The 15,261-nt window shown below is 64.8% G+C and carries 11 protein-coding genes; 8 read left to right on the forward strand and 3 right to left on the reverse strand.

All coding sequences use genetic code 11. The features are described from left to right. The first annotated feature begins 44 nt into the window (after positions 1-44). The 5 genes from ACZ5MC_RS18205 to ACZ5MC_RS18225 all read left to right on the forward strand — a co-directional run bounded on the left by ACZ5MC_RS18205 (position 45) and on the right by ACZ5MC_RS18225 (position 7,847). Positions 45-1,484 (forward strand): APC family permease, encoded by a 1,440-nt coding sequence (locus ACZ5MC_RS18205; protein ID WP_306601902.1) that lies wholly within the window; start codon positions 45-47, stop codon positions 1,482-1,484. A 355-nt stretch (positions 1,485-1,839) separates the two neighbouring features. Beyond that, positions 1,840-3,855 (forward strand): polysaccharide biosynthesis protein, encoded by a 2,016-nt coding sequence (locus ACZ5MC_RS18210; protein ID WP_306601903.1) that lies wholly within the window; start codon positions 1,840-1,842, stop codon positions 3,853-3,855. A gap of 56 nt (positions 3,856-3,911) precedes the next feature. Further along, positions 3,912-5,084: a polysaccharide biosynthesis/export family protein gene (locus ACZ5MC_RS18215; RefSeq protein WP_306601904.1), complete on the forward strand. Its 1,173-nt coding sequence runs from the start codon at positions 3,912-3,914 to the stop codon at positions 5,082-5,084. A gap of 19 nt (positions 5,085-5,103) precedes the next feature. Then, positions 5,104-5,610 (forward strand): low molecular weight protein-tyrosine-phosphatase, encoded by a 507-nt coding sequence (locus ACZ5MC_RS18220; RefSeq protein WP_306601905.1) that lies wholly within the window; start codon positions 5,104-5,106, stop codon positions 5,608-5,610. 95 nt (positions 5,611-5,705) lie between these two features. Next, entirely contained in the window at positions 5,706-7,847 is a 2,142-nt protein-coding gene (locus ACZ5MC_RS18225; protein WP_306601906.1) for a polysaccharide biosynthesis tyrosine autokinase, read from the forward strand. Here ACZ5MC_RS18225 and ACZ5MC_RS18230 read toward each other — a convergent pair. From ACZ5MC_RS18230 to ACZ5MC_RS18240, 3 genes are all read right to left on the reverse strand, one after another. Continuing rightward, the gene (locus tag ACZ5MC_RS18230; RefSeq protein WP_306601907.1) at positions 7,844-8,995 is read right to left on the reverse strand and encodes a glycosyltransferase; all 1,152 of its coding nucleotides are present in this window, start codon (positions 8,993-8,995) and stop codon (positions 7,844-7,846) included. The genes ACZ5MC_RS18225 and ACZ5MC_RS18230 overlap by 4 nt on opposite strands. Further along, positions 8,992-9,777, reverse strand: a complete 786-nt coding sequence (locus tag ACZ5MC_RS18235; RefSeq protein ID WP_306601908.1) for a DUF2334 domain-containing protein — start codon at positions 9,775-9,777, stop codon at positions 8,992-8,994. Before ACZ5MC_RS18235 ends, ACZ5MC_RS18230 begins: the two co-directional genes overlap by 4 nt. Before the next feature lie 147 nt (positions 9,778-9,924). Then, positions 9,925-11,040, reverse strand: a complete 1,116-nt coding sequence (locus ACZ5MC_RS18240) for a glycosyltransferase family 4 protein (protein WP_306601909.1) — start codon at positions 11,038-11,040, stop codon at positions 9,925-9,927. Positions 11,041-11,800: 760 nt separating this feature from the next. Between ACZ5MC_RS18240 and ACZ5MC_RS18245 the strand changes: the two genes are divergently transcribed. The 3 genes from ACZ5MC_RS18245 to ACZ5MC_RS18255 are packed head-to-tail and all read left to right on the forward strand — an operon-like array spanning position 11,801 to position 15,257. Next, positions 11,801-12,958: a DegT/DnrJ/EryC1/StrS family aminotransferase gene (locus ACZ5MC_RS18245; RefSeq protein WP_306601910.1), complete on the forward strand. Its 1,158-nt coding sequence runs from the start codon at positions 11,801-11,803 to the stop codon at positions 12,956-12,958. Positions 12,959-12,960: 2 nt separating this feature from the next. Continuing rightward, positions 12,961-13,866: a sugar transferase gene (locus ACZ5MC_RS18250; protein ID WP_464516450.1), complete on the forward strand. Its 906-nt coding sequence runs from the start codon at positions 12,961-12,963 to the stop codon at positions 13,864-13,866. A gap of 44 nt (positions 13,867-13,910) precedes the next feature. After that, positions 13,911-15,257, forward strand: a complete 1,347-nt coding sequence (locus ACZ5MC_RS18255) for an O-antigen ligase family protein (protein ID WP_306601912.1) — start codon at positions 13,911-13,913, stop codon at positions 15,255-15,257. The last annotated feature ends 4 nt before the right edge of the window (positions 15,258-15,261 follow it).

The raw sequence follows: 15,261 nt of genomic DNA on the forward strand, positions 1-15,261 counted from the left end.
ACCGGAGAGCGGGAGCGGGCATCTTGTTAATTTATGGATTATTTATGAATAATGCGTATCAGCGCCACATCGGCCCCTTTTCCGCAACCATGCTCATCGCCGGCTCCATGATCGGCAGCGGCATCTTCATCGTCCCCGCGGAAATGGTCCGTACCGGGGGCACGGGCGCCTTCCTTCTCCTGGCCTGGGGCCTCACGGCCGTCCTCACCCTCCTGGGGGCCCACTCCTACGGGGAGCTGGCGGGGATTTTCCCCACGGCGGGGGGCCCGTTCGTGTACCTGAAGGAGAGCTACGGGCGCCTGGTGGCCTTCCTCTATGGATGGACCACCTTCCTCATCATCGAGACCGGGGCCCTGGCCGCGGTGGCCATGGCCTTCGGGAAGTTCCTGGGGACCTTCCTGCCCGCCGTGAGCGAGACCCGTTACCTGGTGGGGCCCCTGGAGGTCCGGGCCCTGGAGGTGGTGCCGGGGATCGTGGTGGGCCCCTACCACCTGGGCCTGACCCCGGCCCGGTTGGCGGCCATCGGGGTCATCGTCCTCCTGAGCGTGGTGAACGCCTATGGCGGGCGCATCGGGGTCTGGATCCAGAACGTCTTCACGGTGGCCAAGCTGGGCAGCCTGGCGGCCCTCATCCTCGTGGGGCTGCTGGCCGACGCCCCCGCCCACCCGCCCGGGGCGGCGGTCCCGGGCGCCCTGCCCTTCCTGGCCGCCCTGCTGGTGGTCCAGAGTGGCAGCCTGTTCTCGTCGGATTCCTGGAACTCGGTCACCTTCATCGCTTCGGAGATCCGGGAGCCCCGCAGGTCCATCCCCCTGGCCCTGCTGGTGGGCCCCCTCCTGGTGCTGGGCCTCTACCTCCTGGCCAACACCGTCTACCTCCGGATCCTGGGTCCCGGGGGGATCGCCTCGGCGCCGGGGGACCGGGTGGGCACCGCCACCCTCAACGCCCTGTTCGGCCCGGCCGGGTCCCGCGCCATGGCCCTGGCCATCCTGGTCAGCACCTTCGGGTGCGCCAACGGCCTGGTGCTGGCCGGATCCCGGCTCTACCAGACCCTGGCGGCCGACCGTCTGTTTTTCTCTTTGGCTGCCCGCCTGAACCGGTTCGGGGTTCCGGCCTGGGCCATGGGGTTCCAGGCGGCCTGGGCCTGCCTCCTCACCCTCACCGGGAGCTATGCCCAACTTCTTGAATTCTCCATGGTGGCCGCCACCCTCTTCTATGTATTGACAGTAGCCGGAATCTTCGTGCTCCGATGGAAGCGGCCCACCCTGGAACGGCCGGTGAAGATCTTCGCCTATCCGTTCCCGCCCCTCATCTACCTGGCGGGCGCCCTCGCATTCATCGCTGTTTTGCTTGTTTACCGCCCATCCTACACGTGGCCCGGCATGGCCCTGGTGCTCCTGGGGGTTCCCGTCTACCGGGTCGCATTCCGGGCAAAGCATACTTTCCAGACTATTTGTAAAAGAAGATGGTGGAATCACCAAAAATGAATTACTTTTCCTTGTGCATCGTGCCCCAATGAATTGATTGGGAGTCGTTGTTCATTTGACGCCCGCCCCTGGTGCCGGCCGGTTGCATCTATCCCCCGGGAGGCCCCTCGCCGCATCGCCGGGCAGACGGTGCACCAAAATACCGCTTGCCACAAAAGGTCTGGTATGAAGAATAATTCAAGACCTCCCTGTTGCACCCGAATCCGACAGGCCTCCCTTGCGACTCAATTGCTTCCGTTTTTCAACCCAATGCAGCCCCCGGATCCAGCAGGTTCACCGATGTCGCAACCAAATGGAAGACAGTTCTCGTCACATTCCCGAACGGCTCGTTCTTTGAAGTCCGGAGATCCTAGCCATGGCTGAAACCACCGACCCTCCCCAGGCTGAAGATGGACAGGCCGGCAACCGGTTCCTGAAGGGGCCTCACGTCCGCAAGGTCGTGAAGGTCGCCCTCGACACCTTTGTCGCTTGCCTAGGTTTCGTGGTGGCGTCAAGCGTCCTCCTGCAGGGCGTGAACTTCGGGCGCGGCATGGTCGCCTTCGTGCTCATCGCCATGTTCATCAACCTGGGACTGCGGTTCCACACCCAGCACTACCGGGCCATGGACATCCACGACGCCCGATGGCTTGTCCTGGGCACCGCCACCCTTGCGGGCACCAACATGACCCTCTGCCTGGTGCGGGGCGGCTGGACGGACAATGTCCGCCCGGACGTGGTCCTGGGCGCCAGCCTCATCACCGGCATCCTTTGGGTGGTGGTGCGCATGGCGGCCCTGGCCATCCACCAGCGCCGCCATTCGCATCCGTCCGTGGTGCCCGGCGGGATGCTGGCCGAGCGGACCCTCATCATCGGCGCGGGACGCGCGGGCGTCCTGCTCTGCCAGGAGCTGCGGGAGCATCCGCGCCTGCGCTGCAACGTGCTGGGCTTCATCGACGACGACCTGGAGAAGCAGGGGCTGAGAATCCTGGGCATCCCCGTCCTGGGCCCGACCACGCTCCTTCCGCTGATCATCCGCGAACAGAACGTCTCCCAGGTCATCCTGGGCATGGCGGGGGTGCGCGGAGCGCGGCTGCGTGAACTGTCCAAGATCGTCATGACCGAGGGCATCAAGCTCAAGACCGTCCCCGGCATCATGGACCTCGTGGGCGACCGGCCCTGGAAGCCCGAGGTGCGGGACATCGCCATCGAGGACCTGCTGCGCCGGGATCCCATCACCCTCGACACGGAGGCCATCCGGAAGGCCCTGGACAACCAGGTGGTCCTCATCACCGGCGCGGGCGGTTCCATTGGAAGCGAACTGGCCCGGCGGGTGGCCGACATCCACCCCGGCAAGCTCGTGCTGCTGGGCCGCGGCGAGAACAGCCTCTGGGAGGTGCAGCGGCAGCTGGTCAACCTCTTCCCGAACCAGGAAGTGGAGATCGCCCTGTGCGACATCCGCAACCCCGCCCGCCTCCACCAGGTATTCGAGAAGTGGCGGCCCCGGGTCGTCCTGCACGCCGCCGCCCACAAGCATGTGCCGTTCCTGGAGGCCAACCCCGAGGAGGCCATCGAGAACAACATCTTCGGCACCCGCAACGTCATCGAGGCCGCCAAGGCCTGCGGCACGCGGATCTTCGTGAACGTCTCCACCGACAAGGCCGTCAATCCGGTGAACATGCTGGGGGCCTCCAAGGCCGTGGGCGAGCTCCTGGTGGCCCGGGCCGCGATCGAGTGCCCCGGCTCCAAGTTCGTGAGCGTGCGGTTCGGCAACGTCCTGGGCAGCCGCGGCAGCGTGATCCCCCTTTTCCGGGACCAGATCCGGGGCGGCGGACCCGTCACCATCACCCACCCGGACATGGTGCGCTACTTCATGACCATCCCCGAGGCGGCCCAACTGGTCCTCCAGGCGGGCATCCTGGGCGACACGGGCAAGGTCTTCGCCCTGGACATGGGCGAACCCGTGCACATCGTCAACCTGGCCGAGGAAATGGTCCGCCTGTCCGGGTTCTCCCCGGGGGTGGACGTGGACATCCGCTTCACGGGGGTCCGGCCCGGCGAGAAGCTGGTGGAGGAGCTCTTCACCGAAGGCCGCGTATCCCGCACCACCGTCCATCCCAAGGTCTTTGAGGCCAAGGAGTTCCCTGTGGATCCCGAACGGCTGCGGGAGGGGCTCGCCGTCTTGCGGGAGATCCTGGACGGCGAAGGCGAGACCTGCTACCCGAAAATGCTCCGGTGCTTCATGGAGCTGATTCCCACCTTCCAGCCCTCCCCCCACGGCCTCGGCCGGTACCTCGATGCCGAGGCGACGCCGGTCAACGGGAAAATCGTGGCGCCCGCCGCCCCGATCGATTTCAGGTCTCCGGAAACCCTGGGCCTTCGCGCTTACATCTGATGGCATACTAGAAACCACAACAATCCACCTGGCCGTTTTTTTCTTTGGAGCGCATCGTGTTGCGAACCCTGGGGCACGCTCAAGTTCCTTCATCCATTCCGGTCCGGGTGGCCCCCCTGAGGTTCCGCCTCGGCCTGGGACTGCTGGCCCTGACGCTTCTGGCCGGTTGCCAGGCTCCGGGCATGAAGCTCACCTCCCGGCCCAACAGCCATGAGCGGCCCGAGGATGTGGGAGGTCTTGCCGTCACGCTGCATCCCGTATCGCCGGAACTGGTCAACCGTCAGGCCGCGCGCCCCGCGGTCCCGGTGGATCTCTCGGCCCTCGTGTCCGATCGGGCCCAGGTCTATCACGTGGGTTCCCAGGACGTGCTGCTCGTGACGGTGTGGGATCACCCCGAGATCTCCCTCCCCATGGGGCCCAACCGCACCGACACCTCGTACGGCAACCTCGTGGACGAGGAGGGGTACATCTTCTTCCCCTACGTGGGCAAGCTGAAGGTCCAGGGCATGACCATCAGCCAGGTCCGCGACGCCCTCACCACCCAGCTGGCCAAGTCGCTGCGCAATCCCCAGGTGGACGTGAAGGTCCTGGTCTACCGTTCCCAGAAGGTCTACGTGGGCGGCGAGGTGCGGAACCCGGCCATCTACCCCGTTACGGACGTCCCCTTCACCCTCGCCGAGGCCATCAATCGGGCCGGCGGCTTGCTGCCCGCCGCGGATGACAGCCGCATGGTGCTGACCCGGGGCTCGAAGTCCTGGATGCTCAATTTCCAGGCCCTCATGGCCATGGGCAATGCCTCTGGGCAGATCCTGCTCCAGGACGGCGACTCCCTGCAGATCCCCAACGCCAGCGAGGAACCGGTGTACCTCATGGGTGAACTCATGCGGCCGGGCAACATCCCCCTCGTCCACGGCAAGCTCAGCCTTGCCAAGGCCATTTCCGAAGTGGGCGGAATCCAGGTCAGCAGCGCGGACGCGACCTCCATCTACGTCATCCGTTCCGCCGGTGCGGCCAACAAGGTGGACGTCTTCCACCTGGACGCCCGCAACCCCGCCTCCATGATCCTGGCCGACAAGTTCGCCCTGAATCCCAGGGACATCGTCTACGTCGACGCCGGCACGCTGGTGCGGTTCAGCCGCGTGATGAACCTGCTCATGCCCACCATCAACGCCGTCACGGCCGGGGCCTCCACCGGGGCGCAGGTCTACTATTTCAAGAAGCGCCTCTAGGCGAACGATCCACCCGGCCATGCCCGCCCCAACATCCTCCAAAGGTCGTCTCCTGAATTCACCCCTTTTGATCGAGTCCATTCTCGTAGTCTGCGACGGCAACCATTGTCGAAGCCCCATGGCGGAGGCCCTGCTCAAGGCCGGCGCGGGGGAGGGGCTGACCATCGGGTCCGCCGGACTCGGGGCCCTGGAGGACTACCCTGCCGATCCGGAAGCGGCCCGGCTGATGGCAGCCGAGGGCCTGGACATCGGGAGCCACCGGGGCAGGCACTTCACTCCTGCCCTCGCGCTGGAGACGGATCTCATCCTCGTCATGGACGAACGCCAGAAAAAGGACTGCGAGAGAAGGGTCCCCAGCGCCCATGGGCGCATCTTCCTCCTCGGGCACTGGCGGCCGTCCCCCGATCGGGAAATTCCGGATCCGTTCCGGAAGGGGCCCGACGTCTTCCTGCAGGTTCTCAAGCAAATTCGCCAGTCCGTCGACGACTGGCTGATTCACGTGGTTCCCAAGCAAAGGTCTTCATGAACAACGCCTCCGCCCCCAACCCCAACAGGCCCCCCTTTTCCCAAGTGGGGGTTCCAGCTCCCCTGGCCGCCCAGGACAAGGCGGATGAATTCAACTTGAGCGAGGTTTTCGCCAACCTGTGGGAGGGGCGGTACCTGATTCTGGGTTCAGTGTTCCTCTTTGGGGCCGTGGGGCTCCTCTATGTCCTTTCGGCCACCCCCATCTACCAGGTCGAAGGCCTCCTGCAGACGGAAACGGCCAAGAGCTACAGCACCCAGACCGCGGAATTCACCAAGATGGAAGGGGTCTTCGCCCAGACGACCGTGGCCCAGGGCGAAATCGAGATCGTCAAGAGCAACCTCGTGCTCGGCCGGGTCGTGACCAACCTGGGCCTGGACATCCAAGCCGCGCCCGTGCTCACCCCCCTGGTGGGCAAGCTCCTCAACCGGAACCCCCTCACCCGGCCGAAAGTGGAGGTGACCTCCTTCGAAGTGCCGGACAAAGCCAGGGGGACCCTTTTCAAGCTGACCGCCCTGGCAGGGGGACTCTACCGGTGGAGCGGCCCGGATGGTTCCGTCCTGGCTGAAGGCAAGCCCGGCGAGCGGTTGAGCGCCACCTGGAATGGCTGGCCGATGAAGCTGAAGGTGCGCACCCTCCGCGGGAAGCCGGGCCAGGAGTTCTCCCTCTCCATGCGCCCCACGGTGGACGCCATCAACAGCCTCCGGCTCGGCCTCATGGTGGAGGAACGGGGGAAGAATGCCAACCAGTCGTCCAACCTCCTCGGCCTCTCCCTGACGGATCCCGACCCCGACCAGGCAGCCCTGATCCTGAATGAGATCCTCAACCAGTACGTTCGCCAGACGATTGAACGCAAATCCGGCGACTCTTCCAAGGCTCTCATCCTCCTCCAGAATCAGCGACCCGCCCTCCAGGCCCAGCTCTCCGAAGCGGAGAGCCGATTGAACGACTACCGCCGTCAGAACGGCGCCCTGGACCTGGCCAGGGAGGGTGAGGTGTTCCTCCAGCAGGGCGCGTCCCTGGAGGCCCAGATCTCGACCCTGAAGCAGCGGCGGCAGGAACTCCTCAGGACCTATACGGAGCATTCCGACCTCGTCACGACCACCGACCAGCAGATCGCCCATCTCCAGCAGGAACTGTCCCGCACTTCCGGCAGGGTGTCCGCCCTCCCCAAGGCCCAGCAGGAAATCGTCCGGCTGACGCGGGATGCCCAGGTGAAGTCCGAAATGTACACCTCCCTGCTCACCAGCATCCAGCAGCTCCAGAACACCCTGGCAGGATCCGTAGGCAACGCCCGGGTGGTGGACTACGCCATTCCGCCCTTCGACTCCATCGCCCCCAGGAAGAAGGTCCTGATGGTCCTTTTCCTGTTCATCGGAACCACGGTCGGAGTGGGAATGGCCATCATCCGCCGGCTCATGCGCAGGGGGGTCGAGGACCACAGGATCATCGAGGCCAAGCTGGGCCTCCCGATCCTGGTGACCATCCCCCACTCGGAGTCCCAGGATAACTTCAACCGGGCCATCCGGAGGCACGCCCAGGGCACCCACCTGCTGGCCATGGGGGAACCCGAGGACATCGCCACGGAGAGCATGCGGAGCCTGCGCACCGTCCTGCATTTCATGATGGAGGACGTCACCAACCGCATCGTGCTGATCACCGGCCCTTCCCCCGAGGTGGGCAAGTCCTTCGTGAGCACCAACCTTGCCGCCGTCCTGGCCCAGGGAGGAGCCAAGGTGCTGCTGGTGGACGCAGATCTGCGGCGAGGCAACCTGCACCGCACGTTCGGAATCAAGGGGCGGGCGGGAGGCTTGTCGGAGGCCCTGACGGGGCGCGCCGACTGGAAGACCCTCCTCAAGACCACGCCCATTCCGGGGCTCAGCCTTCTCAGCACAGGCGTTCTGCCGCCGGACCCCCTGGTCCTGCTCATGTCCCCTTCCTTCTCCGAGTTCATGGGGCAGGTCTCGGAGGCCTTCGATTTTGTCATCGTGGATGCCCCGCCGATCCTCCCGGTGAGCGACGCAATCGTCCTGGGGTCCAAGGCGGACACCATCCTGCTGGTGGCCAAATACGGCAAGCATCCCCTGGAGGAGATCCAGACCTGCCAGAACCGCCTGCGGCACCTGGAGGGCAAGCTGAAGGGGTGCCTCTTCAATGACATAAAGCTGGTCAAGGTTGGCGGGCTTTATGGCTACTACAAATACGAATTCGACTACAAGTACGAGAGGGGCGGCTCCTAGAGGAGGGAGGCCAGCAGGTTCTCGGTGTTCCGGGCCAGGGCTTCCGTGCTGTAGACGGAGCAGACCCGCGCCCGCGCGGCGGCAGCCCGGGCCGCTTTCAACGGCGCGGACTCGGCAAGGAGGATGGAGGCGGCTTCGGCCAGGGCGCCGGGGTCGCCCATGTCCACCACCAGTCCCGTGTCCCCCACCAGGGCCTCGGCATCTCCGGCTCGGGTCGTCACGCACGGGACGCCGCAGGCCATGGCCTCCCCGAGGACATTGGGGAAGCCCTCGTCGGTGGACGCCAGGATCAGCAGCGAAAGGGCATTGTAGGCGCTCTTCATATCCTGGCAGACGCCTGGCCAGTGCACCCGTTCGCCTATCCCCAGGGACCCGGCCAGGTCCCTCAGGGTGCGGGCATAGGGCTCAGGGGCATTCCCCACGCAAACGAACCGGGCGGTGGGCCATTTCGTCGCAATCCGGGCGGCCGCGCGCAGAAAGGTGGGATGGTCCTTCACCGGGTCCAGGCGGCCGACAATGCCCACCAGGGGCACCTCCCCGGGGATGCCCCAGGCCTCCCGCCGCTGCGCCCCCGCGCCCGGGTCGGGCCGGAAGGTCTCCACATCGAAGCCGTTGGGCACGACCCCCATGCGCGGTGCCCGCATTCCGAACTGCGCGTGGTTGCGAAGTCCGGCCTCGGAGTTGAAGATGACCAGATCCGTGAAGGGCGAGAGGTAGACCATGACCTCCTGGAGGATACGGGAGATCCGGTCCATCTTGGACAGGTCGGCGCTGGTTCGGCGGATGCCCCAGACGACCCGCTTCCGGGAAAGGCTCCCAATGAGCAGGACGGGCAGATTCCCTTCCATGTATCCGTGGAGGATATGGGGGTCGAACCGCTGTACCAGCCGATGGAGGCGAAGCAGGGAGGACCCGTAGCCCAGGGGGCCCCTCCGCTTGTGCAGGCTTAGCAGGGTGACCCCGGGGATTGCGCTCATCTCCCGGTAGAACCCGGCTTTCGACTCGTCCGTTTGATCGTACGTCACCACCACCTGGACTTCGAAATGGTCCCGGTCGAGTGAGCGAACCAGCTCCAGGAGCTGCCTTTCGGCTCCCCCGGGGTTCAACGAATTGATGAGGAAAAGCAGCCGGGGCCGTTCCCGACTCATGTGCTTCGCCTGGATTTGAAGATAAGGCGCCTCAACCGGCCCATCGCCGGCAGGACACGATGGTTCCAGATCAGGTCCTGCATCGCGATGAAACGGTCACCGAAGGTGAGCGGCCGGTCCCGGTAGAGCTTGGTGAGCGTGGCCACATCGGTCATTCGGGGCGCATAGGTGGCAAGGTCCCTCTTGAATACGGCCATGTACTCGGGCGACCACCGGTTGTGGTGGTTGCAGACCGTCCAGACCCCCGAAGACTTCGCACTGAACCGCCAAAGCTGCTGGGGCACCCAGAAGATCGAGTCCGCGTCCGTGTGGGGCCAGGGCCAGAGGCCGTCGCAGACGACCTTCAACCCGAGTTCCACGAGGATCTTGAGGGTGGTCGCATCAAAGGAGTGGGAGGGCGCCACGAACGCGTCGGCCACCACGCCTTGTTCCGAGAAGATGGCCAGCCCCCTGACAAGCTTTTCCTTCTGGACCTCGTAGGGTAGGCCGGTGAATTCACTGTTGGGCGTCAGCCTCATCAGGCCCTTGTTGTGGTTGACGTACACATGCTGGAAGCCGTGGATGGCGATCGTGAAGCCCATCGACTGCCACTTCCGGACCCGATCCCAGAAGTCGGGGGCGGGGGGGTCGGTCATGAGCGAGGGGTCCCGGTTGTCGGGAACGACAGCGAGGATGGGGCGCACGTTGTGTTTCACAAGCTCTTGCTCGATCAATTCCCAGTTCGCCCAGTTCATGGTTGGGCAGATGTCATCGAAACGAAGCAGATACTGATTTTCAGGCATGAACTCGAGCTCCTTCAACGCATGCGTGAGGCCTGACGGACGCGTTCGGGCTGCCCATCAGGCCGAGCCGCCTCTCCTCGTCGATTGCCACGGTGACAAAAGAACATGATCGAAAACCCTTGAACTGAGTCTGACAGGGAGGGCGGTTCATGACGCACTCCTAATACCGCGGGCCCGAATCGCAGCCTGGATGGCTGACTCCCACATCTCCATCACCCTGTCCTCGCTGAACCGCTCCAGCACATCCCTGGCAGCGGCGCCCATCCGGGTCCGCTCCTCGGGGGAGGCCATGAGCCTCGCCATGGACCGGGAGAAGGCCGGCACATCCTGGGGCGGCACCAGCAGGCCATTCGAGCCATCCCGGATCAATTCCGAAGGGCCGCTCTCGCAGTCGAAACTCACGACGGGAAGGCCGCATGCCATCGCCTCCGCCAGGGCGTTGGGAAAGCCCTCCGTCCGCGAGGGGAATACGAACAGATCGGCGGCCCGCAGGCAGCCACCGACCTGTTCCGTCGCACCTTTCAGCAGGATCCGGTCCCCCAGTCCGTACGACTGGATCTCCCCTTCCAAGGCCCTGCGCTCCGGACCCTCCCCATAGATCGCCAGGTCCCAGTCCGGGAAGTCGCCCGCGATCGCAGCGAAGGCCTGGATGAGCATGTCATGGCCCTTGACCTTGCTGAGCCGGCCAAGGGTGATCGCGACCCGCCTCGGCCCCCGCGGTCCAGGCTCCGGATCCGCCGGAGGCAGCACCACCGGGTTGGGGATCACCCTGCCTTTGGACCTCACGGCACGGGAGAAGAAATTCAGCGCGTGGGTCGTCTGGACCACGACGCAGTCGGCCCAGGGGTAGGCCAGACGGCGCAAGCCATTCCATGCACGTCCGATGGATCGTCCACTTGGGTCCGTGCGCTCTGAGACGATGACAGGCAGGCCGGACATCCCCCGCGAAGCGAGCAGGCTTAGGACATTGTTGCGGTCCAGGAAGGACACCAGGATGTCCGGCCGGATGGCCTTCAAGGCCCTCCGGAGGCGGATCAACCGCCAGATATTCGACCAGGATGCGTCCAGGATATTGCTGGAATCGGATCGAAGGCCAAGCGGCAGGTGCGCAACCCGGGGATCGAGTTCGTAGAAGGGGGGATGCTCGCCCGAATCGGAGGTCAGGATCGTCACCCGCCTTCCCTGCTCCGACCAGGCCCGGGCCAGATTCACCGCGACCCTGGCCGCCCCTCCATCGATCAGGTGGTTGACGAAGATGGCCATCCGCAGGCCCACGGTGGGATTTCGCGGTGGGGCCGCCGGTCCACCCTGGCCCAGGTCCGGTTTAGTTTCACAATTTGGTGCCTTAACCGCCATGGTTTACCTTCGGCGACAGTGATCGGACGGGCGATTCCCGAGGAAGGGCAGATCTTCAACAGGGTGTGGCGACAAAGCCAATTGCGCCTTGCGTGGATGAACGGTTCCCGGAAACGGGAAGGCTGGGCTCCAGGAATACGGAATTATTAATTCACCCAAGTGAGAAAGATGGGGGGAAAATCGGACGATCAAACGCTCAAGGGGTTGAGACGTTCAAGATCCCAGTCTAACGGCCCATCCCCAGGCCACGCAAGACAAGCGTTGGTGAATTCCGGGTCGCGCCGTGGAACCCCGTCCCGGCCGAGGGTATGAACGCCCGGCTCCACCTGGGCAGGTGCCCGCCGGGGAGGCCGGGTCCGGCGGGCCTGGAGACGATTCGGAAAATACCCGCCCTGACGGGCCAAGGCCAGCAGGAAATGCACGCTGCCCCGGAATCAAGGTCAGGGAGAGGATAAATGACGCCTGGGTTGGTTTTATAACTCTCTTCTTTCGTTTGTTTTATGCGCAGAGTGGGCCCCCTGAAAATATCCTGAGAAATTCATGGGCCCGGTTTACCAGATGTAATATCTTGATTAATGGAATATGCTGATTGATGGCTTGTTAAAAGCCTGAGTGATCCCAGGGTTCATTCCGTCCCGGACGATTCGTTTGACCGAAAGGCACCAGCGTGAGAGGGAATTTCCTTCAGTTCAGCCCACCTTCCATCGGGGACACCGAGCGGTCCGAAGTCATGGACACGCTGATGTCGGATTGGATCACCACCGGTCCCAAGACCCGGCTGTTCGAGGCTGAGCTCAAGGCCTACCTGGGCGCCCCCGGCCTCGTCAATTTCAATTCCTGCACTGCGGGGCTCCATGTGGGCCTGGTGGTGCTGGGCGTCGGGCCCGGCGACGAGGTCATCGTGCCCAGCCTGACCTTCTGCGCGACGGCGAACGTCTGCGAGCACGTGGGCGCCAAACCGGTCCTGGTGGATGTCCTGCCCGGAACCCTCTGCATCGATCCCCAGGCCGCGGCCCGGGCCATCACCCCCCGCACCCGGGCCATCATGCCCGTGCACTACGCAGGGCACCCCGCCCAGCTGGACGAGCTGTTCGCACTGGCGGACCTTCACGGGCTCCAGATCCTGGAGGACGCGGCCCATGCGCTCCCCGCCAGCTACAAGGGGAGACGGGTGGGCTCCCGGGGCAACCTGGCCTCCTTCAGTTTCTACGCCACCAAGAACCTCACCACGGCCGAGGGCGGGTGCCTCACCGGCGCCGAGGAGCTGATGGGCAGGGCCCGCATGATCGGCCACCACGGCATGGACAAGGAGGCCTGGAAGCGCTTCGACCGGTCCGGATCCTGGTACTACGAGGTCCTGATGCCGGGTTTCAAGTACAACATGACCGATATCCAGGCGGCCCTCGGCCTGGCCCAGCTCGCGCGCCTGGAAGGGTTCCAGGCCCGCCGCCGCCAGGTTTGGAACGCCTACAATGCCAGGCTCGGCAAGCTGGAGGAGCTGCAACTCCCCGTGGAGGACGCGGACGTGGAGTCCAGCCTGCACCTCTATGTGCTCCGCTTGCGCCCGGAAAAGCTAACCATCGAACGCAACGCGTTCATCGAGGAATTGAAGGCCCGCCAGATCGGCACGTCGGTCCATTACCTCCCGGTGCACATGCAACCCTTCTACCGGGACAAGTACCATTACCGCCCCGAGGACTGCCCCGTGGCCTTCGACGCGTTCTCCAGGATGCTCTCCCTGCCCCTGCACCCGGGCCTCACGGATCAGGATGTTGATGATGTCTGCTCCGCCATCGAAGAGATCGTCGCGACCCACCTGCGCTGACCATGATCCGGCTCTTCGACTTCTTCTCCTCCCTGCTCGGTCTGGTTGTCCTTTCGCCTTTTCTCCTGCTGGTCGGGCTGCTCGTCAAGCTGGAGGACGGCGGGGCCGTCTTCTATCGCCAGGTGCGGGTGGGCCGGCATGGCAGGCCATTCCGGATATTGAAGTTCCGGACCATGGCCGTGGACGCCGACCGCAAGGGGCCGCTCCTCACCGTGGGCCGGGACGTGCGGATCACGCGGCTGGGGGCCATGCTGCGCGCCTGGAAGATCGACGAGCTGCCCCAGCTGGTGAACGTCCTCACCGGGGACATGGGCCTGGTCGGACCGCGGCCCGAAGTCCCCAGGTACGTCTCGATCTATTCCAAGGACCAGGCCCGGGTGCTTGAGCTGAGGCCAGGGATCACGGACGCCGCGTCCATCGCCTACCGCTACGAGAACGACCTCCTCCGGGACTGTGAGGATCCGGAAACGTTCTACAAGGAGAATATCCTTCCCAACAAGATCCGCATCAACCTGGAGTACGCGGCGCAGGCCACCTTCAGCTCCAATATCAAGGTCATCCTGGCCACCCTGGGGCTCCTCCCTCCCCCCGTGAAGCCCATCCGGCCCGGTGAACGCCGCGCGTTCGACCGAACCACGCTGGAACGGCCGGTTCTGGTAACCCATCCGGGAGCAGCTTCGGCCGTTTTGCAGGCCCACAATATCAGCAGGGGGGGGATGCTGGTGGAACCCCGTCCGGGGTTGCCCGAGGGCAGCCCCTGCACCCTGGCCCTGCCCGAGGAGGGGGCAACGGATCCGGGGCTCATTGCGGAAGGCGTCGTCACCAGGAACAATGGACAAGGAACGGCGGTCCGTTTTGCCGGGCCACTGGGTGGCGAGGCTCTCAAGAGCCTGGACCCCCCGCAATGAACGGCCCGGCGGATGCCTGTCGCATGACTTCGGAGGAGGCCTGGATGTCAGGGTTCGCGGAGAGCACCGGAGCTGGAGACGAGGGAGCGGGTGGGTCGTCCTGGCGGATCCGCGCCCTTTCCATCCTGGTGATGATGGTCCTGGCCGGCATGCTGCCCTTCCTCTCCCACTACCTGCGGGTATCGACCTGGCTTCTCTGGGGCCTGATGATCCTGATCATCGCCTCCTTCGGGAGCAGGCTTTCCCTGGGGCGCCTGATGTGGCCGCTGGCCGCCTACCTCTGCTGGCTCTGCTTCTACTTCGCCTGGGGAAGCATCGTGGCCGGCCGCTTGGACACCTACTTCATCATCAAGACCCTGGGCATCACGGCGCTCCTCGGGGCCACCATGGCGATCCTCTCCGCGAGTCCCCGGAACCTGCGGACCTTCGCCACCACGATCCAGTTCGCCGTCATCATCAATATCCTGGTGCTCCTCCTGTCCAGCCTGAGCTCGCAGGTGGATGCGGTGGTACGGACCGTCACCATGCGCTCGGCCGCGATGGAAGGCGGCTTCCAGCGCTATGGCGGCCTCTGGGGCAACCCGAACCTGGGCGCCTACATCTGCCTGGTGGTCCTGATCTTCTCGGCCTTCGCCGTCCCCTGGGCAGGCCTGCTGGGCCGATTGAGCTGCCTGCCCATCTTCTACCTGTCGGCCAGCCGCAAGGGAGCCATCCTCCTCGTTGTCATCACCCTCCTCTACATGGCCATCGTCCACCGGAGGAACGTCAAGGCCTGGATGGTGGCCCTTGCGCTGATCCTCGCCGGGGTCCTGGCCTTCACCTTCGGCGGCGCCCTCCGCAAGGAGTCCAGGTCCTCGTCCCCGAACGCCTATTTCGCCCGGATGATGGACGTCAAGGAGAGCAACACGGCGGAACGCGGCGAGGCCACCCGGATCGACCTGTTCAATGACTGGATGGCCGTCGTGGCCGTGGAACCCTGGTACGGGTACGGCCTCAATGCCATGATCGGAACCCAGTTCGACGAGGAGCATCCGACGGTCATGACCCAGAAGGGACTCGTGGACAACGGGACCCACAACACCTACCTGGGCGTATGGGTGGATGTGGGGCCCTTCGGGTTCTGCCTCTTCATGCTGATGATCGCCTACTACCTGCGGAAATGCCTCACCGCCCCGGCGACGCCCAGGGTCCGGTGGGTGCTCGTCTCCTTCGCCCTGGTCAACCTGGTTTTCCTGTTCGTCAGCCACTCGCAGCTCACCTCCTTTGAGGGCGAGATCATCTACACCCTGCTCTTCCTGCTGCCCACCAGCCCGGCTGTGCGGGCGCAAATGCGCTTGCCGGGGCCCGATTCCGCGTCCCAGGGCCGACTCCACTTTCTGCCTCAGTCCTAGGAGG

It is taken from the genome of Mesoterricola sp. JemC181 (genome assembly GCF_055384585.1).